Genomic DNA, 24,815 nt, shown 5'->3' with positions numbered 1-24,815 from the left:
CCATGACGTACGTCCTCGCCATCGACCAGGGCACCAGCTCCACCAAGGCGCTGCTGATCGATGCCGCGGGCGCGGTGGTGGCGCGGGGGGGCGCGCCGTTGGGCGAGACGCATCCGAAGCCGGGCTGGGTCGAGCAGGACCCGATGGCGATCTGGGACAGCGTGCGCGCCGCCGTGGCCGCCTGCCTGCAGGGGCAAGACCCGCGCTCGGTCGCGGCGGTCGGCTTCAGCACCCAGCGCGAATCCCTGCTGATGTGGGACCGCCGCACCGGCGCGGCGCTGTCGCCGCTGATCAGCTGGCAGGACCAGCGCACCGGCGCGCTGTGCGAGGCGCTGCGCTCGCCCGACACCGAGCGTCTGGCGCGCGAGCGCAGCGGCCTGCCGCTCGACCCGATGTTCTCGGCGGCCAAGGCGAAGTGGCTGCTCGACACGCTCGACCCGGACCGTGTCCGGGCGAAGGCCGGCACGATCTGCCTCGGCACGGTCGATGCCTGGCTGCTCAGCCGTTTCGGCGGCGAGGCGGTGACCGAGGCCGGCAACGCCTCGCGCACCCAACTGCTGGACGTCCGCCGCGCCGCCTGGGATGCCGACCTGATGGCCCTGTTTGGTGTGCCGGAGGCGGCGCTGCCGCGGGTGGCGTCATCGACCGGCCCGTTCCCCGCCGTCCGCGGCCTCGACCCGCTGCCGGACGGGGTGCCGGTGGCGGCGGTGCTGGGCGATTCCCATGCGGCGCTGTTCGCCCATGGCGCCTTCGCCCCGGGCCAGATCAAGGCGACGATGGGCACCGGCTCCTCCGTCATGGGGCTGATCGACCGGGCCGACGCGCTGGACCCCGGGCTGTGCCTGACCATCGCCTGGTCGGTCGACAGCCCGGCGCTGGCGGCGGAAGGCAATATCCGCTCGGCCGGGTCGACCCTGCGCTGGGTGGCGGAACTGCTGGGCCTGTCGACGCAAGCGCTGGCAGATCTGGCGGCCGATGCTTCGAGCGACGGCGTCTACCTGGTGCCCGGCTTCAACGGGCTCGGCGCGCCGTGGTGGGACCTGAACGCCGTCGGCCTTCTGGCCGGCTTCACCCTCGGCACCGGCCGGGCCGCTGTCGCCCGGGCAGCGCTGGAATCGATCCCGCACCAGATCGCCGATGTGGTGGAGGCGATCGACCGCAGCGTCGGCCAGGTGCGGGCGCTGCATGTCGATGGCGGGCCGACCCGCAACCCGGTGCTGATGCAGGCCCTGGCCGACCTCGCCGGCTGCGAGGTGCTGCGGTCGGACACGGCCGAGCTGTCGGCCCTCGGCGCGGCACATCTGGCCGGGCTGGGCGCCGGAATCTGGGACTGGGACGGCCTGGCGGCGCTGCCGCGCGACCGCCACGGCTTCGCCCCGGCGATGCCGGTGGACCGGCGCCGGGCCGAACGGGACGGCTGGCGGCGGGCGGTGGGACGCGCCTCGGGCCTGCCGCCGGAGGCGGCCGGGGGGCGCGGTGCCGCCGGAGACGGCGGGGCGCTGAACTGCCCCGCCTGGTGACACGAAGAGGATGTAGGGAATGGAAGCGCGCATCGACCGACCGAGGACGATCCTGCCAAGGGTCAGCCTGACCAGCGGCGCCCAGGGCCCGCTGATCGGCCTGATCCTGCTGTGCGTGATCTTCTCCTTCACCTCCGACCATTTCCTGTCGATCCGCAACGGCCTCAACGTGCTCGACCAGGTCACCGTGCTCGGCATCCTCGCCATCGGCATGACCGCGGTGATCGTGATCGGCGGCATCGACCTGTCGGTCGGCTCGGTCCTGGCGCTGTCGATGATGGTGATGGGCTGGCTGGCGCGCGACATGGAGCTGCCGATGGCGCTGGCCATCCTGCTCGGCATCGGCGCCGGCGCGGTCTGCGGCCTGGCCTCCGGTCTGCTGATCACCATGGCGCGGCTGCCCGCCTTCATCGCCACGCTGACGATGATGTCGGTGGCGCGCGGCCTGGCCAACATCCTGACCGACGGCACCCAGATCGTCGGCTATCCGGACTGGTTCACCGCGCTGGCCACCGTGCGCAACTTCGGCTTCCTGTCGCTGACCGTGGCGCTGTTCCTGGTGCTGGTCGTGGTCAGCTGGCTGTACCTGACCTTCCGGCCCAGCGGCCGCAACCTCTACGCCATCGGCGGCAGCCGCGAGGTCGCCCGCCTGGCCGGCATCCATGTCGGCCGGGTGACGATCGCGGTCTATGCCGCGGCCGGCGCGCTGGCCGGCGTCGCCGGCATGGCGCTGGCCTCGCGCCTCGACTCCTCCCAGCCCAGCGCCGGCCTCGGCTACGAGCTCGACACCATCGCCGCGGTCGTGATCGGCGGCGCCAGCCTGTCCGGCGGCGTCGGCAGCATCGGCGGCACGGTGGTCGGCGTCCTGATCATCGGCGTGCTGCGCAACGGGCTGAACCTGCTCGGCGTCTCGCCCTTCGTGCAGCAGGTGGTGATCGGCCTCGTGATCGCCGCCGCCGTCACCTTCGACACCCTCGGCCGGCGGAATCGCTGATCGGGACAAAGACGGAAAGACCGTCGCAACAGGAGAGGAAAGACCCATGAAGACCCGTATCGCCATCGCCGCGCTGGCGCTGTTGGCCGGCACCGCCCTCGGCTCCCCGGCCTGGGCCAAGGACAAGGTGATCGGCCTGGCCGTCGCCAACCTGCAGGCCGACTTCTTCAACCAGATCAAGCAGTCGGTCGAGGCCTCGGCCAAGGAGCAGGGCATCAAGGTCGTCACCGTCGACGCCAAGGGCGATTCCGCCACCCAGGTCAGCCAGATCCAGGACCTGATCACCCAGCAGATCGACGCGCTGATCTACATCCCGGCCGGCGCCACCGCCGCCAGCGTCCCGGTCAAAGCGGCCAAGGCGGCCGGCATTCCGGTGGTCGCGGTCGACCGCAACCCGGCCGACGCGCCGGGCGACACCTTCATCGCCACCGACAGCGTCGCCGCGGCCCGTACTCTCGGCGAGTACGTCTGCAAGGTCACCGGCGGCAAGGGCAACGTCGCCGTCATCCAGGGCCAGATCGGCACCACGCCGGAGCAGGATCGCGACAAGGGCTTCACCGAGGCGCTGGCGAAATGCCCGGGCCTGACGGTCAGCGCCAAGCAGGCCAGCACCGCCTGGATGCAGGACGAAGGCTTCAACATCGCCCAGGACATGCTGCAGCGCGACCCGACCATCTCGGTGTTCTTCGGCCGGGCCGACGCGCTGGCGCTGGGTGCGGCCCAGGCAGTCAAGGTGGCCAATCTCGACCACAAGACCTGGATCTTCGGCTTCGACGGCGACGTCGCCGGGCTGAAGGCCGTGCAGTCCGGCACGCTGGACGCGACCATGACCCAGACCACCCAGCAGATGGGCCGGCTGGCGCTGCAGTCGGCGCTGGAGCTGGCCGACGGCAAGACCGTGCCGGCCGAACAACTGCAGGCGGCGACGCTGACGACCAAGGACAACGTCGCCGGCTTCATCGAGAAGCACCCCTGATGGCGGTCCCGGCGACCGTGCGCGCCGCCGTGGCGGAGAGCCCCCAGGGGCTCTCCATCCGCGGCATCGGCAAGGCCTATGGCGGCATCACCGTGCTGGAGGGCGTCGACCTCGACATCCGTCCGGGCGAGGTGCTGGCCCTGCTGGGCGAGAACGGCGCCGGCAAGTCCACCCTGTCCTCGGTCGTCTCCGGCCTGGTGCCGCCCAGCACGGGCCACATGACCTGGCAGGGCGAACCCTATGCTCCGACGCGGCCCGGGGAGGCGATCGCCGCCGGCATCGGCCTGATCCACCAGGAGATGAAGCTGCTGCCGGACCTCACGATCGCGGAGAACGTGTTCGTCGGCCGGCTGCCGACCAAGGGCGGCCGGATCGACCGGGCGGAGATGAACCGCCGCGCCGGCGAGCAGCTGCAGCGCCTGGGCCTCGACATCGCTCCGACCAGGCTGGTGCGCGAGCTGCGGGTGGCGGCGCAGCAGCAGGTCGAGATCGCCAAGGCCCTGACCCTGAACTCCCGCCTGCTGATCCTGGACGAGCCGACCGCGGCGCTGGGCGGCGAGGAGACGGAGCGGCTGTTCCAGCAGATCGACCGGCTGAAGCGCGACGGCGTCTCCTTCATCTATATCAGCCACCGGCTGGACGAGATCGCCCGCATTGCCGACCGGGTCGCGGTGCTGCGCGACGGCCGCCTGGTCGCGACGCATGAGACGGCGCAGGTGCCGGTCAAGGCGCTGGTCGAACAGATGGTCGGCCGCAGCGTCGACCGGATGTTCCCGTCCGTCTCGGTGCCAGAGCAGCAGGCGCGGCTGGAGGTCTCGAGCCTCACCGCGGCCGACGGCGCCTTCCGCGACATCAGCTTCACCGTGCGGGCGGGCGAGGTGTTCGGCATCGCCGGCATCGTCGGCGCGGGGCGCACCGAGCTGGTGCGCGGCGTGGTCGGCGCCGATCCCGTGGCGTCCGGCCGGGTCACCGTGGACGGAAAGCCGGTCGACCTGCGCGGCCCGTCCGACGCCATCCGCGCCGGAATCATGCTGGTGCCGGAGGACCGCAAGCTGCAGGGCGTGGTGCTGGACCACTCCATCGCCGACAACATCGCCTATGCCAATTTCGACCGTATCGCCCCGGGCGGCTGGATCAGCCCGACCCGGGTGCGCGGCTTCGCCGCCGACCTGATCGCCCGGATGGGGGTGAAGGGCACGCCGGGCCAGCGGGCCGGCAACCTATCCGGCGGCAACCAGCAGAAGGTCGTGATCGCGAAATGGATCGCGCGCGACCCCAAGGTGTTCATCCTGGACGAGCCGACCCGCGGCATCGATGTCGGCGCCCGGGCCGCGATCTACGACGTGATCGCCGGCCTCGCCGCGTCCGGCATGGCGGTGGTGGTGGTCAGCTCCGACCTCGACGAGGTGCTGGGCCTGTCGCACCGGATCATGGTGCTGGCCCGCGGCCGCAACCAGGGCATCCTCGATCGCGACCAGGCCAGCCGCGTCGCGGTGATGGAACTCGCAACCCGCTGACTCAAGGGAATATCCGACCGTGCAGATCTTCCGGCTCGATGATCAGATCGCTTTCGTCACCGGCGCCGGCAGCGGCATCGGCCAGCGCATCGCGGTCGGCCTGGCCGAGGCCGGCGCCGATGTCGCCTGCTTCGACCTGCCGGCATCTGAGGCCGGCCTCGCCGACACCGCCGGCCGCATCCGGGCGCTGGGTCGGCGGGCGCTGACGCTGACCGGCGACGTGACCCGGGCGGCCGACCTGGCCGCGGCGGTCGACGCGGTCGAGGCCCAGCTCGGCGCGCTGACCGTCGCGGTGAACTGCGCCGGCATCGCCAACGCCACGGCGGCGGAGGACCTGCCGCAGGCGCAATGGCAGCGCACGATCGACGTCAACCTGACCGGGGTCTTTCTGTCCGCCCAGGCCGAAGCCCGCGTGATGCTGCCGCGGCAGCGCGGGTCGATCGTCAACATCGCCTCGATGTCGGGGTCGATCGTCAATCGCGGCCTGCTGCAGGCGCATTACAACACCTCCAAGGCCGGGGTGATCCACCTGACCAAGAGCCTGGCGATGGAATGGGCCGACCGCGGCCTGCGGGTGAACGCGATCAGCCCCGGCTACACGCTGACGCCGATGAACCTGCGGCCCGAGGTGGCGGAGCAGCGCAAGATCTTCGAGCGCGACACGCCGATGGGCCGGATGGCGTCGGTGGACGAGTTGGTGGGCCCGGCCGTGTTCCTGGCCAGCGCCGCGTCGTCCTTCTGCACCGGCGTCGACCTGATCGTCGACGGCGGCTTCGTCTGCTGGTGAGGGGAGGGGGAGCGGACAGCTCCCCTATTTCACTGCGCCGGCGGTCAGGCCGCGGATGATGTAGCGCTCGAGGAAGATGCCGATGGCGGCGAGCGGCGCGATCGCCGCGGTCGACAGCGCCGCCATCGACCACCAGTTGATGCCCTGCGACCCGGTCTGGCTGGCCACCATCACCGGCAGGGTCTTGGCGTCGCTGCTGGTCAGCAGGGCGGCGAAGAAATACTCGTTCCAGCACAGCACGACCGACAGGATGAAGGCCGCCACCATGCCGGGCAGGGCCAGCGGCAGCACGATGCGCAGGAAGGTTTCCCACACCGTGGCGCCGTCGACCCGCGCCGCCTCCTCCAGCTCGATCGGAATGGTGGAGAACTGGTCGCGCATGATCCAGATCACGATCGGCAGCACCGTCAGCGCATAGACCAGGATCAGCCCGATCCGGGTGTCCAGCAGCGCCAGCTCCTTGTACAGGACCAGGAACGGCATCGCCAGAACCACCGGCGGCAGGATCAGCTGCGACAGGAACCAGAACGAGATATCCTTGTTCCGCCACGGCCCGAACTTGTAACGGAAGCGGCTGAGGCCGTAGGCGGCGAGCGAACCGATCACGACCGCCAGCAGCGAGGCGCCGACCGAGGCGACGACGCTGTTCTCGAAGCGCAGCAGGAACTCCTCCCGCACCGTCGAGGTCGCGCCGATGGTGTCCGGCGACAGGCCCAGCGAGCGCCAGCCGCGCCAGTCCGGCTGGTAGTCGATGAAGGGGATCAGGTGGCCCTGGGTGACGTCGACCGCGGTCTTGAACGAGGTCGTCACCGTCCAGTAGATCGGGAACAACGAGATGAAGGCCCACAGCAGCGCCGCGGCGTAGAGCAGCGTGCGGCCGGAGAGGCGCTTCACGCGCCAGGTCGCCGCGCCGCTCATGTCAGCCGCCGCATCCAGCGGCTGACCAGGCTCAACAGGCCGGTCACGAAGACGATGATCATGATGAAATAAACCTGCGCCAGCATGGTGCCGTAGCCGACATTGGATCGGTCGCGGTACTCGCGATAGATGAAGCTCGACACCGTGTCGGTCGCGCCGCCGGGCCCGCCCGACGTGACGTTGATGACGATGTCGGCCAGCTTGAGCTCGAAGATGATCCTGAGGATGACCGCGGTGACGCTGACCGGCAGCATCAGCGGGAAGGTGATCTTCCAGAACGACTGCCAGGCCTTGGCGCCGTCGATCCGTGCCGCCTCCAGGATGTCGTTCGGTATGGCCTGCAGCCCGGCCAGCAGCAGGATCATGATGAAGGGGATCGAGACCCAGCCATCCATCGCCATGATGCTGATCCGCGCCATCCAGGGCGAGGCGAAGAAGGCCGGGTTCTCCCAGCCCAGGAACCGGGCCAGCGACGCCGCCGGGCCGAAGCGGTATTCCATGATCGACTTGCCGATCATCCAGCTGACCGCGACGGGGCTCAGCATGAACGGCATCAGGAAGGCGACGCGGAAGAATTTGCGGGCGCGGATCTCGGCGTTCAGCAGCAGGGCCAGGCAGAAGGCGATGGCGTATTGCACCAGCACCGCCAGTACGTACCAGACCATGTTGCCGAGCGCGTTCCAGTAGTACGGATCGGCCCAGAGGGTGCGCAGGTTGTCGAGGCCGTTGAGCTGCCGGCCGGCGAAGGAACTGAGGTTCCAGTCGGTGAAGGCGATGTAGAGCCCGAAGACGGTCGGGAAGATCACCATCGACACGGTGAACAGCACCGCCGGCAGCAGGAACAGCGCCCGGTGCCCGGCCTCGCCCCGGATCATCACCTGCCCGGCGCCGAGCGCCACCGCCCAGGCCAGATAGGTGTAGAGCAGGGGCCGCCAGGTTTCGAAGCCGATGGCGACGATTTCGGCCGAATCCAGCACCTGCAGCAGCAGCATCGCCGCCAAGCCGAGGCTGGCCAACCCGATCAGCCAGCGCCCCGCGGTCCGGCGGCCGGCCGGGATGTGGGATGAGACGGGCTTGATGCTGTGGTCGCCGCCAAGGGCGCCGATCTCCGCTTCGCTCATGCTGGTCCGGACTGCAAATGGATGCCGTGTGGCGGAAAGGCGCTTCCCCTCCCGCTTGCGGGACCTCCGATCACATGGACCGACCCACGCTTTCCACACTCCCCCTCCCCCCGCGGGAGGGGGTAGGGGGAGGGGGTGTCGATGATGGGAGCCGGCCAGGAATCAGTCGGGATCTCCACGAGGCCAGTGGTGACGCCCAACATCCATTCCATCGGCGCCAAACCCCTCCCCCTAGCCCCCTCCCGCAAGGGGAGGGGGGACAAGGAAGGAAGCGGTCCGGGCACTATCCCGATGATCCCGGCTCTCACAACCCGAGCGATGCCTTGTACAGGGCGATCTGCTTTTCCCGGCCGATCTGGTCGGTGATCTTCTCCCAGGCGGCGGCGATGGCGTCGGCGCCGGACTGGGCGGTGCCCTGGCCGGCGAAGACCTTGGCCAGCTCGTCCTCGGCCACGCTGTAGTACTGGAAGATGCCGGGGATGCGCGGCTCGATCGCTGCATTCGGGTGGTTGTAGGAGTCCGAATTGGCGCTCAGGTAGGATTTGATGAAGGCCTCGTCATAGCCGGCGGCGACCCATTCCGGGATGTTGAAATGGCTGTTCCGGTAGGGCTGGAAGCCGGACGGGTAGGCCGAGGTCCACAGCGACAGGTCCTTGCCGCCGAGATGGGCCGCGGCGCTCCAGGCCGCCTTGTGCTTCTGCGGATCGCTGTCGACCCGGGCCATGACATAGACGCCCCAGCCCAGATAGGCCATGTTCGGCGCATAGTTCGGGCCGCCCGGCAGCTTGTCCCAGGCGCTGGACTTGGCGTTGTAGACGTCGTCCGACCCCGGCAGGATGCTGAAGCCGCAGGTGTCGCCGATGACCGAGGAATCGCTGGTCTTGGCGTTCGACCCGACATCGCCCCACCACGACACCATCGACCCGGTCCCGGCCAGGAACTGCTGGAAGGCGGTGGTGTTGGGGTCGGCGTTCAGCTGGTCCGCCGGCTCCGACGGCAGGGCGTCGATCACGTCCTGGATGGCGCGCACCCAGGCCGGGTTGTTGATCCGCGGCTTCATGGTGTCGACGTCGAACAGCCAGGCCTTGTCGTCCGGATGCTTGGCATAGGCCGAGGCGCGGCTGCCGAGGAAGTAGAAGCCGAAGCCGCCCCAGGCCTTGGGCGCGTCGAGATAGCCGTAGGCGTCCTGGCCGGCGACCTTCTTGCCCTTCAGGAACTTGGTCGCCGCCTGCACCTGCTGCCAGGTCTTCGGCACGCCCCAGTCGCCCTGGCCGCCGCCATCCTTCCAGGCCTTGGCCAGGTCGGCGTCGGAGAACACGTCGGTGCGGTAGTTGAAGGTATGGCAGTCGCCATCGATCGAGATGCGGTAGGTCTTGCCTTCCCAGGTGCCGACCGGCGCCTTCAGGTAGCCGACATAATCGTCCATCTCGATCTGGGCTTTGACCCAGTCCGGCATCTCCGAGGCCAGGCCCTTGCCGCAGACGTCGCCCTCGAACGGGGCACCCATCTCGACGATGTCGAAATCGACCGTACCGGTGGCGATGGCCTGCTGCAGCCGCGGGTTGTAGTCGGCCTGGGCCAGGTCGATCCAGGTGATCTCGGCGCCGGTATAGGCCTCCCACGGCTTCAGGAAGCCGCGGAACAGCAGGTTGTGCAGGTTCTGGTTGTTCAGCCCCATGAAGCTGAGCTTGATGCCCTTGAACTCGCCTTCCTTGACCGCGGCTTTGGTCGGGCCGAGACACAGCTCGCCGACCTTCTGCCAGTCGGCGTCGGTCGGCGACCCCTTGCCGACCCCCGGGATCTGCAGGATCTGGGCGCGCAGATCGCCCTGCGCCAGCGCGGTCGAGGAGAGGGGGCCGAACAGGCCGGTGGTGCCCAGGGCGGCGCCGAGCCCGGCCGCGCCCTTCAGAACCGTGCGCCGGCTGGCCTGTGCCGCGATGAGGCGGTCGTAATCCCGTAGCTTCACCGTGAGTCTCCCTGTGGTCTTTTCGTTGTTGCGGCCCTCGACCGGTCCGGAACCGCAACGGCCGCATCGCCCGATCGTTCCGACCCCAGGGTCGTGAAACGTTTCATGGCAACGTTGCCAACATTGCGATTTCGGCGGGTGCCGAAGACGATCCTGAGTATGATGCGGCGACGAAAAGGGTGCAAGGGAGCGGCCGGGAGCCGCACCGGCCCCGAAGCAGGGCCAAAGCAGGGAAGGACGCGGATGGTGGGCGTGGGCAATTTCCAGCGGGTGTTCGGCGACACCAAGCCGGTGATCGCGATGGTGCATTTCGGGGCCCTGCCGGGCGCGCCGCTCTACGACTCGGCGGCCGGGCTGGACGGGCTGCTCGACGGCGCGCGGCGGGACCTGCAGGCGCTGCAGGCGGCCGGCTTCGACGCCGTGATGTTCGGCAACGAGAACGACCGGCCCTATGAGTTCAAGGTCGACACGGCCTCGACCGCGACCATGGCCTATCTGATCGGCCGGCTGTGGTCGGAGATCACGGTGCCGTTCGGCGTCAATGTGCTGTGGGATCCGACCAGTTCGGTCGCGCTCGCCGCCGCCACCGGCGCCGCCTTCATCCGTGAGATCATGACCGGCACCTATGCCTCGGATATGGGGCCGTGGAATCCCGATGCGGGAGAGGCGATGCGCTATCGCAACCGGCTCGGCCGCGGCGACCTGGCGATGCTGTACAACATCTCGGCCGAATTCGCCTGGTCGCTGGACCGGCGCGACCTGGCCGACCGGGCGCGCAGCGCGGTGTTCTCCAGCATCCCCGACGCCATCCTGGTCTCCGGCACCATCACCGGCGAGGCGGCGGCGATGTCGGATCTCGAGGCGGTCAAGCGGGTGCTGCCGCACACTCCGGTCCTGGCCAACACCGGGGTCAAGCACGACACGGTCGCCGACGTGCTGCGGGTCGCGGACGGCTGCATCGTCGGTTCGTCGCTGAAGGTCGACGGCCACACCTGGAACGCGGTCGATCCCGACCGAGCGGCGGAGTTCATGCGCCTGGCCCGGGCGGCGCGGAAGGGTTGACGGCGATGGCGACGGACGACCTGCCGGGCACCGACCCGGTCAAGCAGCGCCTGCGCGGGCTGGTGGCGGAGCTGATGCTGATCCCCGGCCTCAGTGGCCATGAGGGACGGGTGCGGCGGCATCTCGCCGGGCTCCTGTCCGGCCTCGGCATCCCCTCGCGCTCCGACCGGCTCGGGAATCTGATCGCGACGATCGACGGCACGGTCGCGGGGCCCAGCGTGATGCTGTTCGCGCATATGGACCAGCTCGGTCTGATCGTCCGCAAGATCGAGCCGGGCGGGCTGGTGCGGGTGGAGCGGCTGGGCGGAGTGCCGGAGAAGGCGCTGGCCTCGCAGGCGGTGGTGTTCTGCGTCGGCGCCGGCCGCGACGTGCCGGGGGTGATCGCCAACAAGAGCCACCACGCCACCTCGCAGGAAGAGAAGTACCGGGTCCTGCCCTATCCGGAGATCTACATCGACGCCGGCTTCGACAGCGTCGCCGCCGTGCTGGCCGCCGGCATCGACATCGGCACGCCGGTGGTCTATGCGCCGAAGGTGGTCGAACTGGCCGGCGACTGCATCGCCGGCACCGCGGTGGACGACCGGGCCGGCTGCGCCGTGATCATCGAGGTCGCCCGGGCGCTGCTGGCGGCACCGCGCCGGCCAACGGTGCATCTGGTGTTCTCGGTGCAGGAGGAGTTCAACCTGCGCGGCGCGGTGACGGCGGCGCAGGTGCTGGCGCCGGACATCGCCATCCAGCTCGACATCATCCTGGCCACCGACACACCGGACATGGCGCAGCGCGGCGACGTCCGGCTCGGCGGCGGACCGGCGATGAGCCTGTACAGCTTCCACGGCCGCGGCACCCTGAACGGCACCATCCCGCATCCGGCGCTGGTCGCCCTGTTCGGCGAGACGGCGCGCGGCGAGGGCATCCCGCTGCAGAAGAGCGCCCATGTCGGGCTGCTGACCGACTCGTCCTACGTGCAGCTGGTCAATGCCGGCGTGGCCTCGATCGATCTCGGCTACCCGGCCCGCGGCACCCATTCCTCGCTCGAGATCTGCGACCTGTCCGACCTGGCCGGGCTGGCGCGCCTGCTGGCCGCCGGCCTCGGCCGCATCGACGAAAGCTTCAGCCTGGACCGCGACCGGTACGAGACATGACCCATTACCTCGGCATCGACATCGGGACCTTTGAATCCAAGGGCGTGCTGGTGGCGGCGGACGGCCGGATCGCCGCCATGGCCGCCAAGCCGCACAAGCTGATCGTGCCGCAGCCCGGCTGGGCCGAGCACCGGCCGAAAGAGGATTGGTGGGACGACGTCACCTTCCTCTGCCGCAAGCTCTTGGCCGACAGCGGCGTGCCGGCCGCGTCGATCCGGGCGGTCGGCCTCAGCGCCATCGGGCCGTGCATGCTGCCGGTCGATGCGGCGGGCGAGCCGCTGATGAACGCCGTGCTGTACGGCGTCGACACCCGCGCCCATCAGGAGATCGCGGACCTGACGGCGCAGATCGGCGAGGATGTGCTGCTGGAGCGCTGCGGCAACGCCCTGACCTCGCAGTCGGTCGGCCCCAAGATCCTCTGGCTGAAGCGAAACCGGCCGGAGATCTTCGCCCGCACCGCCAGGATCCTGACTTCGACCTCGTACCTGGTGCACAAGCTGACCAGGCGCTTCGTCATCGACCACTACACGGCGGCGAACTCCAGCCCGTTCTACCTGGCCGATGAGCTGGCCTGGAGCGATGCGCTGGCGCCCGGCATCGTCGATCTCGGGCAGATGCCGGACCTGGCCTGGAGCACCGACATCGTCGGCACCGTCACTCGGCAGGCTGCGGCGGAAACCGGGCTGGCCGAGGGCACGCCGGTGATCGCCGGCACCATCGACGCGGCGGCGGAGGCGGTCAGTGTCGGCGTGCTCGACGACGGCGACATGATGGTGATGTACGGCTCCACCATCTTCACCATCCTGCTCGGTGACACCCGCGTCCGCGACCCGCGGCTATGGTGGGCGCCCTGGCTGGTGCCGGGCCAGCATGCGGCGCTGGCGGGCCTCGCCACCAGCGGCACGCTCAGCCACTGGTTCCGCGACCAGTTCGCGCGCGAGCTCGATCCCGCCACGGCGATCCCGGCGCTGGTGGCGGAGGCGGAGCAGTCGCCGCCCGGCGCGCGCGGGCTGGTGCTGCTGCCGTATTTCTCAGGCGAACGCACGCCGATCCACGACCCGCAGGCCAAGGGCGTGCTGTTCGGCCTGAACCTGACCCACACCCGCGGCGACATCTGCCGGGCGGTGTTCGAAGGCATCGCCTGCGGCACCGCGCATATCGTCGAGACCTATCGCGAGGCGGGGCAGGTGCCGCGCGCCGTGTATTCGGTCGGCGGCGGCACCAAGAACCGGGTGTGGTCGCAGGCGACCTCGGACATCTCCGGCCATCCGCAGATCCTGCGGCAGAAGACCTTCGGCGCCAGCTACGGCGACGCCTTCCTGGCTGCGCTGGCGGTCGGCGACGTCCAGCCGGGCGATATCCGGACGTGGAACCCGACCGCGTCGGAGATCACGCCCGACCCGTTCCACGCCGAGGTGTACCGGCGGCAATTCGGCGTCTTCAAAGACCTGTATCCGGCGACACGGGAGTTGATGCGGCGGCTGGACGGGTGAGGGGAGTCGGGCTCGCGGAGGTTGGGTTCCGTTACCGACCCACCAATCCTGTCATCCTCGGGCTTGACCCGAGGATCCAGGGGCTTTCAGAGCAGCTCTCGGTGGCCCCTGGATTGCCGGGTCAAGCCCGGCAATGACAAAGAGGGATATCGGAAATGCTGGGTTCGCCCCTCGGCGAACCCAGCCTACATCCGGAGATTACGACCCGGCCTTGGCCTGCTGCTGCTGTTCCGGCAGCGGCTGCACCGGCATGCCGGGGTAGAAGATCTTCTGGGTGTTGCCGGTGATGACGCGGTCGCCTTCGGTCAGCCCCTTCTCGATGGCGACCAGCGGGCCGTCCGTCGGGCCCAGGGTCACCAGGCGCTGCTCCGCTTTGTTGTCTTTGCTGACGACATAGACGTAGCGCCCGAACTGGCTGGCGGCGACCGCCACCTGCGGCACCATCAGGGCGTCCGGCTGCGGCTTCAGATGGACGCGCACGCGGACATATTGGCCGGGCAGCAGGCCGAAATCACCGTTGCCGACGGTGGCGCGCGCCAGGATCGTCCCGGTCTGGTTGTCGACGGCGTTGTCCAGGAAGGTCAGCTCGCCGCGGTGCTTCGCTTCGGTCTCGCCCGGCAGCAGCACGTCGATCATGACCTTCCCCGCGGCCTGCGCGGCTCGGATCTTGCCCAGCTCGGTCTCGCTGGGGTTGAAGGTGACGTAGATCGGGTCGAGCTGCACCAGGGTGTTGAGGGCACCGCCGCCGACGCTGATCAGAGTTCCCACCGGCGCCTGGTTGCGGCCGAGCCGCCCTGCGAAGGGCGCCCGGATCTCGGTGTAGCCCAGGTTCAGCTCGGCCTGGCGCTGCGCCGCCTGGTCGCTGGCCAGGGTGGCCTGGGCCTGCTTCAGATTGCTCTCGCGCTGGTCGAAGGTGTCCTTGTTCAGCCAGCCGTTCTTGCTCAGCTCGCTGCCGCGGTCGTAGTTCGAGCGCAGATAGTCGATATTGGCCTGATCGCGCTGCAGCTGGGCGTTGGCCTGGTCCAGCGCGGCCTGGAAGTCGCGCTGGTCGATCTTGTACAGCAGGTCGCCCGGCTTGACGTCGGTGCCGTCGGTCGCCGGCTGCGCCTGGATATAGCCGGACACCTTGGCCTGCAGGCTGATGGCGGCGATCGATTCGGTGCGCGCCGAATAGTCGAGATAGATCGGCAGCGACCGCTTCAGCACCGCGGCCACCGGCACCGGCATGGCGGGGGGAGGCCCGGCGGCGGGCGCGGCTTCGGCATGCGCCGTGTCGCCGCCCAGCGCCAGCAGGGCCGGGGGCAGGCGGCCGGTCTGGTACAGGCCGGCGACGACGGCGGCGGCCACGACGATCGATCCCAGGACGACGGTACGGACGCGCATGGCGCGATTCTCCACTCTATTCGGCCGGGCCGGCCTTCGGCTCGAGCCGATGGCCGTCGGTGGCGTGGGGGCTGTCCGTGCCGCCGCGGCGCTCACGGAAGGACTCGATCACGGCATAGAACACGGGCACGAAGATCAGGGTCAGGATGGTGGCGGCCAGCATGCCGCCGAACACGGTGGTGCCGATCGACTGGCGGCTGGAGGCACCGGCGCCGGTGGCGATCATCAGCGGCACCACGCCCAGGATGAAGGCGAAGGCCGTCATCAGGATGGGCCGGAGACGCAGCCGCCCGGCTTCCGCCGCCGCCTCGACGATGCTGTGGCCCTCCTCGCGCAGGCGCTTGGCGAACTCCACGATCAGGATGGCGTTCTTGGCCGCCAGGCCGATCAGCATGACCAGGCCGATCTGCGAATAGACGTCGATCTGCATCTGCCGGGCCCACAGCGCCGCGAACGCCCCGAACAGGGCCAGCGGCACCGCCAGCAGCACCATGAACGGCATCGACCAGCTTTCGTACTGCGCCGCCAGGATCAGGAACACGAAGACGATGGCGAGGCCGAACACCAGGGCCGCCACCGATCCCGCCTGCAGTTCCTGGAAGGTGATGCCGGTCCATTCATAGGTGAAGTCGCGGGGCAGCGCCGTCGCGGCCGCCCGCTCCATCGCCGCGATCGCCTGGCCAGAGCTGAAGCCGGCAGCGGGGGCGCCGTTGATCTTGGCCGAGGTGTAGTTGTTGTAGTGCGGCACCGTGTCCGGGCCGGCGATCGGCTTCAGGTCGCCCAGCGTGCTCAACGGCACCATGCCGCCCGCCGAGTTTCGGACATACAGCCGGGAGATGTCAGTCGCCGATCCGCGGGCGTCCTTGTCCGCCTGGATGGTGACGCGGAAGGTGCGGCCGTACAGGTTGAAGTCGTTGACGTAGAGCGACCCCAGATAGATCTGCAGCGTGTTGAACACGTCGGGCAAGGTCAGCCCCAGCATCTTCGCCTTGTTGCGGTCCAGGTCGTAATTGTATTGCGGGGTCGTGGTGCTGAAGCTGCTGAACAGCTGGTGCGGATCAAGCTCCGGCTGCTTCCGCGCCTCGGCCAGAACCGCCTGGGTCGCCGCGTTCAAGGCCCCGGCGCCCTGGCCCGACAGATCCTCGATCTGGAATTCGAAGCCGCCGGTGGTGCTGATGCCCGGGATCGACGGCGGGTCGAAGGCCAGGGCGAAGGCTTCGGGGATCTGCATCAGCTCCGCGCCCACCTTCTGGGCCAGGGCCGACGCGCTCTGGTCCGGGCCGCGCTCGGACCAGGGCTTCAGGATGGCGAACTGGGCTGCGGAGTTCGACTGGGCGGCGCTGGTCAGGAAGTTCAGGCCGACGATCTCGCCGACCGTCTCGATCCCCGGCGTCGCTTCCAGGATGGCGCGGGTCTTCTTCGCCACCGCCTCGGTGCGCTCCAGCGATGCGCCGTCGGGCAGCTGGATGACGACGAAGAAATAGCCCTGGTCCTCGACCGGCAGGAAGGTCGATGGCAGGCGCGACGACACCCAATAGGTCAGGCCCAGCCCGGCCACGAACAGGATCATGACCAGCCAGCGGATCCGGATCAGGAAGCGCACCAGGGCGGCATAGCCGTGCGACAGCGCATTGAAGCCGGAGTTGAACCAGCGGAACAGGATGAAGGGGGTGTTGGCCCGGTGCCGCAGGAACGCGGCGCTCAGGGCCGGGCTCAGCGTCAGCGAGTTGAAGGCCGACAGGCCGACCGAGATGGCGACGGTCAGCGCGAACTGGTTGTACAGGCGGCCGGACACGCCGGGGATGAAGGCGACCGGGATGAACACCGCCATCAGCACCGCGGTGGTGGCGATGATCGGCCCGGTCACCTCGGTCATCGCCTTGCGCGTCGCCGCAAGGGGCGGCAGCCCGGCCTCCAGCTGCCGCTCGACGTTCTCGACCACGACGATGGCGTCATCGACCACCAGGCCGATCGCGAGCACCATGCCGAGCAGACTCAGCATATTTAGTGAAAAGCCCATCCCCTCCATGACCACCAGCGTCGCGATCAACGACACCGGGATGGCGATGACGGGAATCAGGGTGGTGCGCCAGTTCTGCAGGAAGATGAAGACCACCAGCACGACCAGCGCCAGCGCTTCGAGCAGCGTCTTCAGCACGTCTTCCATCGCCGCCGAGACGAAGCGCGTGGTGTCGTAGCGGATGCCGTATTCGATGCCCTTGGGGAAGCGCTGCTTCAGCTCCTCCATCTTGTTCTGGACGGCCTCCTGCAGCGCCAGCGCGTTCGATCCCGGCTGCTGGAACACGGCCACGACCACGGCCGGCCGGCCGCCGAAATAGCCCGAGGACGAGTATTGCAGGGCGCCCAGCTCGATCCGGGCGACATCGCGCAGCCGCACCACCGACCCGGTCGCCGGGTCGGCGCGAACCACGATCTCGCCGAACTGGGCCGGGTCGCTGAGGCGGCCGGCAGCGTTGACCTGCAGCTCGAAGGCGGTGCCCTCGGGGGCGGGCGACTGGCCGATCTTGCCGGCCGCGACCTGCACGTTCTGCTCGGCGACCGCGTTCTGCACGTCGACCGCGGTGACGCCCAGATTGGCCAGCTTGTCCGGGTCCAGCCAGATGCGCATGGAATAGCGCCGCTCGCCGAAGATCTGGACATTGCCGACGCCGGGCAGCCGCTTGATCGGGTCGACGATCTGCAGATAGGCGTAGTTGCTCAGCTCCACCGGGTCGACCGACCCGTCCGGCGACGTCAGGTCGACGATCAGGACGAAGTTCGGGTTCTGCTTCTGGATCGTGATGCCGCCCTGGTTCACGATCGCCGGCAGCGACGAGGCCGCTTGCGACACCCGGTTCTGCACGTCGACCGCGGCGATGCTCAGCGGATAGCCGACCTGGAAGGTGACGGTGATGTTCGAGGTGCCGTCGTTCGACGAGGTCGACGACATGTACATCATGCCCTCGACGCCGTTGATCTGCTGCTCCAGCGGCGTGGTCACGGTGTCGGCCACGACCTGGGCGCTGGCGCCCGGATAGGCGGCGCTGACCACGACCTGCGGCGGCGTGATGTCGGGGAACTGCGAGACCGGCAGCAGGAAGTACGAGATGCCGCCGGCCAGCACCATGATCACCGCGATCGCCGAGGCGAAGATCGGGCGCTGGATGAAGAAGCCGATCATGACCGGGTCGTGCCCCCGAATAGGCGGCCCTGCGCCGCGCCGCAATCGCGCGCACCGCAGGAATATGCCGAGGCCAACCCACAGGCCATGGTAAACCTCTTGGTTAAGTTATCTTGTGGTTGATTATCGTTCCGGCGGGCCGTCGTCAAGTGGAGCTTCGGCCCGGGCACCCGCCGGCTGAGTCGGACCTTGACCCGACCTGACTGGGGTGTTACCGGTAAGTAACAGAATACTTGATGCAGCGCAACAATACCGTCAAGGGCAATTCAGGTGCTATGACGACCATCACACCCCCGAGGCCGGAGGGGCTGCCAGCGCCCGCCGCCGAACTCCGGCCGCGCGACCGGATTCTCGGCACCGCCCGGGACCTGTTCCACAAGCACGGCTACCGCGGCGTCGGCGTCGACGCCATCGCCGAGGCGGCCGGCACCAACAAGATGACGTTGTACCGGCATTTCGGGTCGAAGGACGACCTGATCGTCGAATGCCTGCACGGCCTTGCCGAGGAAGCCGACGCCATCTGGGCGGGCATCGAGGAGAAATACCTCGGCGACCCGGTGGCGCAGCTGCATGCCTGGGTCCAGGTCGGGGCAGACTGCGCGATCGCGGATGCGCGCGGCTGCGACATGGTCAATGCCGCGGTCGAACTGACCGAGCCCGGCCATCCGGCCCGACGCGTGATCGAGGATTTCAAGACAGCCCAGCGCGACCGCCTGGTGCGGCTGTGCCGGGCGGCCGGCGCCACCCAGGCAGAGCTTCTGGCCGACACGCTGTGGCTGCTGCTGGAAGGCGCCCGGGTCAGCCGGCAGAGCGTCGGCGCCGAAGGGCCCAGCGCCCGCTTCATCCGCATGGCCGAGGCGATCATCGCCGCCTTCCTGCCGCGCGAGACCGCCGGCGCGTCCGGCCCTGTTTCGGCCTAGCCGGCAGCGATCGGCCCGTCCGGCGCCGCGGCCTGGCCGTTCAGCGCGCTCATCGCTGCCGCGACCCCGCCGGCGCGGTGCGGCACACCGGCCGCCGCCAGCCCCATCTCGACGCCGGCCAGGGCGCCCATCAGCACCAGCTCGTTGCAGGCGCCGAGATGGCCGATGCGGAATACCTTGCCCGCCAGCCGGCCGAGGCCGGAGCCGAGCGACATGTTGAAGCCCTCCAGCACCACCTTGCGGAAGCGGTCGGCGTCATGGCCCGGCGGCAGCAGCACCGCGGTCAGCACGGGCGAGTATTCGGCCGGCTCCAGGCACAGCACCTCCAGCCCCCAGGCGCGCACGGCCGCACGGGTCGCCGCCGCCAGGCGCCTGTGCCGCGCGAACACGGCATCCAGCCCTTCCTCCCGCAGCATGGCCAGCGCCTCGCGCAGCCCGTACAGCAGGTTGGTGGCCGGGGTGTAGGGGAAGAAGCCGCCGGCATTGGGCTTCAGCATCTCGCCCCAGTCCCAGTAGGAGCGGGGCATCCGGCTGGCCTTCGACGCGGCGATCGCCTTGTCGGAGATCGCGGTGAAGCCGAGGCCCGGCGGCAGCATCAAGCCCTTCTGCGAGCCGCTGACGGTGACGTCGACCTGCCATTCGTCATGGCGGTGGTCGACCGAGGCCAGCGACGAAATGGTGTCGACCAGGAACAGCGCGGGGTGGCCGGCGGCGTTGATGGCGCGGCGGATCTCGGCGATCCGGCTGGTGGCGCCGGTCGAGGTCTCGTTGTGCACCACCATCACCGCCTTGATGGCGTGCCCGCGATCCTCCGCCAGCTTCGCCTCGATCGCGCTGGGGTCGACGCCGCGGCGCCAGTCGCCCGGGATGAAGTCGACCTCGATGCCCCAGCGCGCCGCCATCTGCCGCCACAGCGTGGCGAAATGGCCGGTCTCGGCCATCAGCACGCGGTCGCCGGGCGACAGGGTGTTGACGATCGCCGCCTCCCAGGCGCCGGTGCCGGAGGATGGATAGATGATCACCGGGCCGGAGGACTTGAACACCGCCTTGCAGCCCTCCAGCACCTCCTGGCCGAGCCGGGCGAACTCCGCGCTGCGATGGTCGATGACCTGCCGGCCGATCGCCCGCAGGATGCGCTCCGGCACCGGGCTCGGACCCGGGATCTGCAGGAAATGCGGCCCGCTGCTGGTCATGACCCCTCCTGGAGGCTGTTGCCGCGCTGATGGGATAGGGTTTGGATACCACAATCGTGCGGAGTCGCGGCAAAGTCGGGCGGAAAGGGAGTCCGATGGCGGGTCTGGATCAGAAGCTGCGGGCCGAGATCGACGGCGACATCCTGTTCGACGCGTTCAGCCGCGGCCGCTACGCCACCGACGCCTCGCACTACCAGATCATGCCGGCCGGGGTGGTGGTGCCGCGCAGCATGGATGCGGCGGTGCGGGCCCTGGCCCTGGCGCGCGAGGCGGGGGTGCCGGTCACCGCCCGCGGCGGCGGCACCTCGCAATGCGGCCAGACCGTCAATCGCGGCCTGGTGGTCGACGGCTCGAAGCATCTCAACCGGATCCTGTCGCTCGATGTCGAGGCCCGGCGCTGCAGGGTCGAGCCCGGCATCGTGCTGGACGAGCTCAACCGCCGGCTCAGGCCGCACGGGCTGTGGTTCCCGGTCGACGTATCGACCGCCTCGCGCGCCACCATCGGCGGCATGGTCGGCAACAACTCCTGCGGCGGCCGCTCGCTGCGCTACGGCACCACCCGCGACAATGTCTTGTCGATCGACGCCGTCCTGGCCGACGGCAGCGCCATGCGGTTTGGCGAGGTCGCGGCCGACGGAATCGACGGCATCAACGACCCGCGGGCGCGGGCCCTGGCGCAGCGGCTGCTGGCGATCGGCGCGCGCGAGTCGGCCGAGGTCGCCGCCCGCTTCCCCAAGGTGCAGCGCCGCGTCGGCGGCTACAATCTCGACGCCCTCGACCCCGCCCGCGGCCGGGTCAACCTGGCCCATATCCTGGTCGGGTCGGAGGGCACGCTGGCCTATTCCACTGCGGTCGAGCTGACGCTGTGGCCGCTCTTGGGCCGCCGGGCCCTGGGCGTCTGCCATTTCGGCTCCTTCCACGCGGCGATGGACGCGGCCCAGCACCTGGTCAGGCTGAAGCCGATCGCGATCGAGCTGGTCGACGCCACCATGATCGCCCTGGCCGGCGAGATCGCGATGTTCCGGCCGACCCTCGACGCCATGCTGCGCGGCGAGCCGGAGGCGCTGCTGCTGGTCGAGTTCGCCGAGGACGAGGCGGAGAACGAGCGGCGGTTGCGGCAGCTCGGCGAGATGATGGGCGATCTCGGCTTCGCCTTCGACCACGACCGGGCGCGCTGGGGCGGGGTGGTCGAGGTGCTGGACCCGGCGCTGCAGGCGGCGATCGCCGACCTCCGCACCTCCGGCCTCAACATCATGATGTCGATGAAGGACCAGGCGAAGCCGATCTCCTTCGTCGAGGACTGCGCCGTGCCGCTGGAGCATCTGGCAGTGTACACCGCCAGGCTGACCGAGGTGTTCGAGAAGCACGGCACGCGCGGCACCTGGTATGCCCACGCCTCGGAGGGCTGCCTGCATGTCCGGCCGGTGCTGAACCTGCGGCTGGAGCAGGACCTCAAGGCGATGCGCGCCATCGCCGAGGAGGCCTTCGCCCTGGTCCGCGCTTATAAGGGCTCGCATTCCGGCGAGCATGGCGACGGCATCGTCCGCAGCGAGTTCCACGAGGCGATGTTCGGGTCGCGGCTGGTGCGCGCGTTCGAGAAGGTGAAGCAGGCCTTCGATCCGGAGGGCGCGCTGAACCCCGGCAAGATCGTGCAGCCGCCGCGCTTCGACGACCGTTCGCTGCTGCGTTATCCACCCGGATACGGTGCACAGGATTTCGCGCCGCGGCTCGACTGGTCGGCCTATCCCGGTGCCGCGGGCGGGCTGCTGGGCGCGGTCGAGATGTGCAACAACAACGGCGCCTGCCGGAAGCTGGAGGGCGGCGCGATGTGCCCGTCCTACCGCGTCACCCGCGACGAGCGGCACGTCACCCGCGGCCGCGCCAACAGCCTGCGCCTTGCGCTGACCGGCCAGATCGGCCGCGACGCCTTCGCCTCGGACGAGATGGCCGAGACGATGCGGCTCTGCGTGTCCTGCAAGGCCTGCAAACGGGAATGCCCGACCGGCGTCGACATGGCGCGGATGAAGATCGAGGTGCTGGCGGCACGCGCCGCCCGAAACGGCTTCTCGCTGCACGACCGGCTGGTCGCAAACCTGCCGCGCTACGCCCGCTTCGCGGCGATGGCCGCGCCCCTGCTCAACCTGCGCGACCGAATCCCGGTGCTGGCCCGGCTGTCGGAACGGCTGGCCGGATTCAGCGCCCGCCGCCGGCTGCCGGCGTGGCGGCGCGACCGCTTCAAGGCGCCGGCCGCCTTGGGCACTGAGGGCGGGAAAGAGGTCGTGCTCTGGGCCGACAGCTTCAACGCCGCCTTTGAGCGCGAGATTCTGGACGATGCGATCGCCGTGCTCACCGGCGCCGGCTACCGCATCCATCACCCCCGGCCGGCCGACGGCTCACGCCGACCGCTGTGCTGCGGCCGGACCTTCCTGTCGGTCGGCGATGTCGAAGCCGCCCGGGCCGAGATGAGCCGCAGCCTGGCGGCGCTGCGGCCGTTCCTGGAGCGCGGCGTGCCGGTGGTCGGGCTGGAGCCGAGCTGCCTGTTCACCTTTCGCGACGAGGCCGTGGCGCTGCTGCCGGGTGACGAATCGCGCCGCGCCGCCGCCCATGCCCTGCTGTTCGAGGAGTTCGTCGCCCGCGAGGCCGAGGCCGGCCGCTTCGCGCCGGCCCTGGCGCCGGTCGCCGCCAAAGCCTTGCTGCACGGCCATTGCCATCAGAAGGCCTTCGGCGCCATGGGCGCGGTCCAGGCGGCGCTCGGGCTGATCCCCGGCCTGGCGGTCGAGACCGTCGAATCGAGCTGCTGCGGCATGGCCGGCGCCTTCGGCTACCAGGCGGAGACGATCGACATCTCGCTGGCGATGGCCGAGCTGTCGCTGCTGCCGGCGGTGCGCCAGGCCGCCCCCGATACGGTCGTGGTGGCGGACGGCACCTCCTGCCGCCACCAGATCCGCGACGGCGCCGGGCGCGAGGCGTTGCATGTCGCCCGGCTCCTCGCCGCCAGCATGGCCGCGGCCGCCGGGCAGTCCTGAAAGCAGGCCCTGAAGCGGAGTGAGTTTGGATCGGATCGGGTTATCTCGATCGCGCCAAGGCGACAAGAAGACGCTCGACATCCTGTCAGACCCTGACCGGACCTCATTCATCCCGCTGTTAACACACTGTTTTCTTGTTTTAATTTTCGATCCTGTTCATGCTGTGTTCTATGGGCAAGGCGCAGACCGATTCGAACTTGGAAACCCCGGCCGCTCCGGCGGCAGAGGGGGATCTGCGCGTGCTGGCGGAGCTGGTCGAGCTCCAGATGTCGATCGCCCGGGCGACGCAGCAGGAGGCGCTGCACGTGCCACAGCCCGGCGCCGACTATTGCCAGCGGATCGCCACGGTCGCGCGCTCGGTGCGGCTGACCCTGCTGCTCAAGGACAAGCTGTCGCGGCAGGTCGACGAGCGTCGCAAGGCCGCGGCGAAGCGCGAGGCGGCGCAGGAGGACTTCCACGATCTGCGGGTGAAGCTGGCGATGCTGGCGGCGGCCTACGAGGTGTCGAAGGACAATGAGGAGATCGCTCGCCGCGTCGCCGAGATGCGCGAGCAGCTGGAGCGGCCGGAGGTGGTGGAGCTGATCGAAGCCAGCCGGACCCCGGTCGCGGTGGCGGCCTTGTGCCGGCGCTGGGGCTTGCCGGTGCGGGTGGAGCGCTGGCTGGAGATGGCCGACGAGGCCATGGAGCAGCTGGGCTTCATCCCGTCGAAGGATGGCGAGGACGATCCGCCTGCGGACCCGCCCAAGCCTCGCCCGACCTCCGGCCGCAAGCCCAGGCCGCCGGACACCGGGTAGGCTCCTGCGAACTCACCCACTTCACCAACTTTCAGCATCCGCAAGCGCAGCCTTCCACACTCCCCCTCCCCTTGCGGGAGGGGGTTGGGGGAAGGGTCTGCGCGCGTCCGCGCGCGAATGCGCAGAGGCCAGGCCGTCATGGCCGAAGCGTCAGGGTTCAGGCCGGCCTCGGCGGCGAAAACCCCCTCCCCCTAGCCCCCTCCCGCAAGGGGAGAGGGAGTGTGGAAAGGATGGATTGGCTCGAACGGCCGTATTCTGAAAAGGTCTCGCCAGCGCCAAAGAGGCTCGACATCCCGTCAGCCCATGTTCGAAAGCACCGACGCGACCCGACCTCACTTCATTCCGCTTCAGGCGGGCCGGTCCGGGTCGGTGTTCGGCTCCAGCGGGCCTTCGGCCTCCTCCTCTTCCGGCAGCATGTCGCCATGCACCGGCAGCGGCGTTCCGATCCAGACCGGGTCGACCAGATGGTCCCGGCGCGGGTTGCTGGTGTTGGGGTGGACCAGGATGCTCAGGCCCCCATGGTTCAGCATCAGCCAGGGCACCAGCGTCGCGAACAGCTCGGTGGCGAAGGAGACCTGGAACATCGCCTGGTCATGCGGCCCGACCCTGACCTCGTGCCAGCGGCCGAGGCGGACGCGGAAGCGTTCGCCGATCCAGCCGCGCAGCCGCTCGGCCCGGTCGCGGGTCGCCGCCGGGTCGAAATAGACATGGGCGTGGTAGCTGGCGATCTCCGCCACCGGCCGCGGCGCTTGCTTCGAGTCCATCGCTCGTCTCCCGCTCTTGTCGCCCGACCATAGCGCAGGACGAGAGGCGGCGGGGGCC

At 69.5% G+C, this 24,815-nt stretch carries 18 protein-coding genes; 11 read left to right on the top strand and 7 right to left on the bottom strand.

Translation table 11 applies throughout. The features are described from left to right. The first annotated feature begins 2 nt into the window (after nucleotides 1-2). From QFZ27_RS32540 to QFZ27_RS32520, 5 genes are read left to right on the top strand one after another with little or no spacing between them, the layout of a single operon-like run. Nucleotides 3-1,520 (top strand): FGGY-family carbohydrate kinase, encoded by a 1,518-nt coding sequence (locus QFZ27_RS32540; RefSeq protein ID WP_429230607.1) that lies wholly within the window; start codon nucleotides 3-5, stop codon nucleotides 1,518-1,520. A gap of 19 nt (nucleotides 1,521-1,539) precedes the next feature. Further along, a complete protein-coding gene (locus QFZ27_RS32535) occupies nucleotides 1,540-2,514 on the top strand; it encodes an ABC transporter permease (RefSeq protein ID WP_429230606.1) in 975 nt (324 codons plus the stop codon). Nucleotides 2,515-2,560: 46 nt separating this feature from the next. Beyond that, entirely contained in the window at nucleotides 2,561-3,490 is a 930-nt protein-coding gene (locus QFZ27_RS32530) for a sugar ABC transporter substrate-binding protein (RefSeq protein ID WP_429230605.1), read from the top strand. Beyond that, a complete protein-coding gene (locus QFZ27_RS32525) occupies nucleotides 3,490-5,007 on the top strand; it encodes a sugar ABC transporter ATP-binding protein (RefSeq protein ID WP_429230604.1) in 1,518 nt (505 codons plus the stop codon). Before QFZ27_RS32530 ends, QFZ27_RS32525 begins: the two co-directional genes overlap by 1 nt. Nucleotides 5,008-5,026: 19 nt before the next feature. Continuing rightward, nucleotides 5,027-5,794 (top strand): SDR family oxidoreductase, encoded by a 768-nt coding sequence (locus QFZ27_RS32520; RefSeq protein WP_429230603.1) that lies wholly within the window; start codon nucleotides 5,027-5,029, stop codon nucleotides 5,792-5,794. Between the two features lie 24 nt (nucleotides 5,795-5,818). Here the strand turns inward: QFZ27_RS32520 and QFZ27_RS32515 are convergent, their stop codons facing one another. The 3 genes from QFZ27_RS32515 to QFZ27_RS32505 all read right to left on the bottom strand — a co-directional run bounded on the left by QFZ27_RS32515 (nucleotide 5,819) and on the right by QFZ27_RS32505 (nucleotide 9,799). Beyond that, entirely contained in the window at nucleotides 5,819-6,712 is an 894-nt protein-coding gene (locus QFZ27_RS32515) for a carbohydrate ABC transporter permease (protein ID WP_429230602.1), read from the bottom strand. Further along, the gene (locus QFZ27_RS32510) at nucleotides 6,709-7,833 is read right to left on the bottom strand and encodes a carbohydrate ABC transporter permease (RefSeq protein ID WP_429230601.1); all 1,125 of its coding nucleotides are present in this window, start codon (nucleotides 7,831-7,833) and stop codon (nucleotides 6,709-6,711) included. The genes QFZ27_RS32515 and QFZ27_RS32510 overlap by 4 nt, the downstream gene beginning before the upstream one ends. Nucleotides 7,834-8,137: 304 nt before the next feature. Then, entirely contained in the window at nucleotides 8,138-9,799 is a 1,662-nt protein-coding gene (locus QFZ27_RS32505; RefSeq protein ID WP_429230600.1) for a type 2 periplasmic-binding domain-containing protein, read from the bottom strand. Nucleotides 9,800-10,051: 252 nt separating this feature from the next. Here QFZ27_RS32505 and QFZ27_RS32500 point away from each other — a divergent pair, with 252 nt between their 5' ends. From QFZ27_RS32500 to QFZ27_RS32490, 3 genes are read left to right on the top strand one after another with little or no spacing between them, the layout of a single operon-like run. Beyond that, a complete protein-coding gene (locus QFZ27_RS32500) occupies nucleotides 10,052-10,861 on the top strand; it encodes a BtpA/SgcQ family protein (RefSeq protein ID WP_429230599.1) in 810 nt (269 codons plus the stop codon). A 5-nt stretch (nucleotides 10,862-10,866) separates the two neighbouring features. Next, entirely contained in the window at nucleotides 10,867-12,003 is a 1,137-nt protein-coding gene (locus QFZ27_RS32495) for a M42 family metallopeptidase (RefSeq protein WP_429230598.1), read from the top strand. Then, nucleotides 12,000-13,496, top strand: coding sequence for an FGGY-family carbohydrate kinase (locus QFZ27_RS32490; protein ID WP_429230597.1), 1,497 nt, complete (start codon nucleotides 12,000-12,002; stop codon nucleotides 13,494-13,496). Before QFZ27_RS32495 ends, QFZ27_RS32490 begins: the two co-directional genes overlap by 4 nt. Nucleotides 13,497-13,694: 198 nt before the next feature. Here QFZ27_RS32490 and QFZ27_RS32485 read toward each other — a convergent pair whose 3' ends face one another. Continuing rightward, nucleotides 13,695-14,879, bottom strand: coding sequence for an efflux RND transporter periplasmic adaptor subunit (locus QFZ27_RS32485; RefSeq protein ID WP_429230596.1), 1,185 nt, complete (start codon nucleotides 14,877-14,879; stop codon nucleotides 13,695-13,697). 16 nt (nucleotides 14,880-14,895) lie between these two features. Continuing rightward, nucleotides 14,896-18,060 carry an efflux RND transporter permease subunit gene (locus QFZ27_RS32480; protein ID WP_429230595.1) on the bottom strand — a complete coding sequence of 1,055 codons (3,165 nt, stop codon included), beginning with the start codon at nucleotides 18,058-18,060 and terminating at the stop codon, nucleotides 14,896-14,898. Between the two features lie 236 nt (nucleotides 18,061-18,296). Here QFZ27_RS32480 and QFZ27_RS32475 point away from each other — a divergent pair, with 236 nt between their 5' ends. After that, on the top strand, nucleotides 18,297-18,980 hold the full coding sequence (locus tag QFZ27_RS32475; protein WP_429230594.1) for a TetR/AcrR family transcriptional regulator: 684 nt from the start codon (nucleotides 18,297-18,299) through the stop codon (nucleotides 18,978-18,980). Here the strand turns inward: QFZ27_RS32475 and QFZ27_RS32470 are convergent. Continuing rightward, nucleotides 18,977-20,173 (bottom strand): pyridoxal-phosphate-dependent aminotransferase family protein, encoded by a 1,197-nt coding sequence (locus QFZ27_RS32470; RefSeq protein WP_429230593.1) that lies wholly within the window; start codon nucleotides 20,171-20,173, stop codon nucleotides 18,977-18,979. The genes QFZ27_RS32475 and QFZ27_RS32470 overlap by 4 nt on opposite strands. Before the next feature lie 95 nt (nucleotides 20,174-20,268). Here QFZ27_RS32470 and QFZ27_RS32465 point away from each other — a divergent pair, with 95 nt between their 5' ends. Next, on the top strand, nucleotides 20,269-23,199 hold the full coding sequence (locus QFZ27_RS32465; RefSeq protein ID WP_429230592.1) for an FAD-binding and (Fe-S)-binding domain-containing protein: 2,931 nt from the start codon (nucleotides 20,269-20,271) through the stop codon (nucleotides 23,197-23,199). 158 nt (nucleotides 23,200-23,357) lie between these two features. Beyond that, complete coding sequence (locus tag QFZ27_RS32460; protein WP_429230591.1) at nucleotides 23,358-23,993, top strand: hypothetical protein; 636 nt, start codon at nucleotides 23,358-23,360, stop codon at nucleotides 23,991-23,993. A gap of 347 nt (nucleotides 23,994-24,340) precedes the next feature. Here the strand turns inward: QFZ27_RS32460 and QFZ27_RS32455 are convergent, their stop codons facing one another. Next, nucleotides 24,341-24,757: a DOPA 4,5-dioxygenase family protein gene (locus QFZ27_RS32455; protein ID WP_429230590.1), complete on the bottom strand. Its 417-nt coding sequence runs from the start codon at nucleotides 24,755-24,757 to the stop codon at nucleotides 24,341-24,343. Nucleotides 24,758-24,815 lie beyond the last annotated feature (58 nt).

Source organism: Inquilinus ginsengisoli (assembly GCF_050434925.1).
Classification (GTDB): Bacteria; Pseudomonadota; Alphaproteobacteria; order DSM-16000; family Inquilinaceae; genus Inquilinus; species Inquilinus ginsengisoli_B.
The sequence above is the reverse complement of the archived record's forward strand: the minus strand, read 5'-3'. Positions and strand labels throughout refer to the sequence as shown.

Bases quoted from the DNA above. Each gene is read 5' to 3' on its own strand.
- QFZ27_RS32470 (WP_429230593.1), bottom strand. From the start codon at position 20,173: ATGACCAGCAGCGGGCCGCATTTCCTGCAGATCCCGGGTCCGAGCCCG.
- QFZ27_RS32530 (WP_429230605.1), top strand. From the start codon at position 2,561: ATGAAGACCCGTATCGCCATCGCCGCGCTGGCGCTGTTGGCCGGCACC.
- QFZ27_RS32465 (WP_429230592.1), top strand. From the start codon at position 20,269: ATGGCGGGTCTGGATCAGAAGCTGCGGGCCGAGATCGACGGCGACATC.
- QFZ27_RS32455 (WP_429230590.1), bottom strand. From the start codon at position 24,757: ATGGACTCGAAGCAAGCGCCGCGGCCGGTGGCGGAGATCGCCAGCTAC.
- QFZ27_RS32490 (WP_429230597.1), top strand. From the start codon at position 12,000: ATGACCCATTACCTCGGCATCGACATCGGGACCTTTGAATCCAAGGGC.
- QFZ27_RS32480 (WP_429230595.1), bottom strand. From the start codon at position 18,060: ATGATCGGCTTCTTCATCCAGCGCCCGATCTTCGCCTCGGCGATCGCG.
- QFZ27_RS32485 (WP_429230596.1), bottom strand. From the start codon at position 14,879: ATGCGCGTCCGTACCGTCGTCCTGGGATCGATCGTCGTGGCCGCCGCC.
- QFZ27_RS32495 (WP_429230598.1), top strand. From the start codon at position 10,867: ATGGCGACGGACGACCTGCCGGGCACCGACCCGGTCAAGCAGCGCCTG.
- QFZ27_RS32515 (WP_429230602.1), bottom strand. From the start codon at position 6,712: ATGAGCGGCGCGGCGACCTGGCGCGTGAAGCGCCTCTCCGGCCGCACG.
- QFZ27_RS32510 (WP_429230601.1), bottom strand. From the start codon at position 7,833: ATGAGCGAAGCGGAGATCGGCGCCCTTGGCGGCGACCACAGCATCAAG.
- QFZ27_RS32460 (WP_429230591.1), top strand. From the start codon at position 23,358: ATGCTGTGTTCTATGGGCAAGGCGCAGACCGATTCGAACTTGGAAACC.
- QFZ27_RS32535 (WP_429230606.1), top strand. From the start codon at position 1,540: ATGGAAGCGCGCATCGACCGACCGAGGACGATCCTGCCAAGGGTCAGC.
- QFZ27_RS32525 (WP_429230604.1), top strand. From the start codon at position 3,490: ATGGCGGTCCCGGCGACCGTGCGCGCCGCCGTGGCGGAGAGCCCCCAG.
- QFZ27_RS32475 (WP_429230594.1), top strand. From the start codon at position 18,297: ATGCAGCGCAACAATACCGTCAAGGGCAATTCAGGTGCTATGACGACC.
- QFZ27_RS32540 (WP_429230607.1), top strand. From the start codon at position 3: ATGACGTACGTCCTCGCCATCGACCAGGGCACCAGCTCCACCAAGGCG.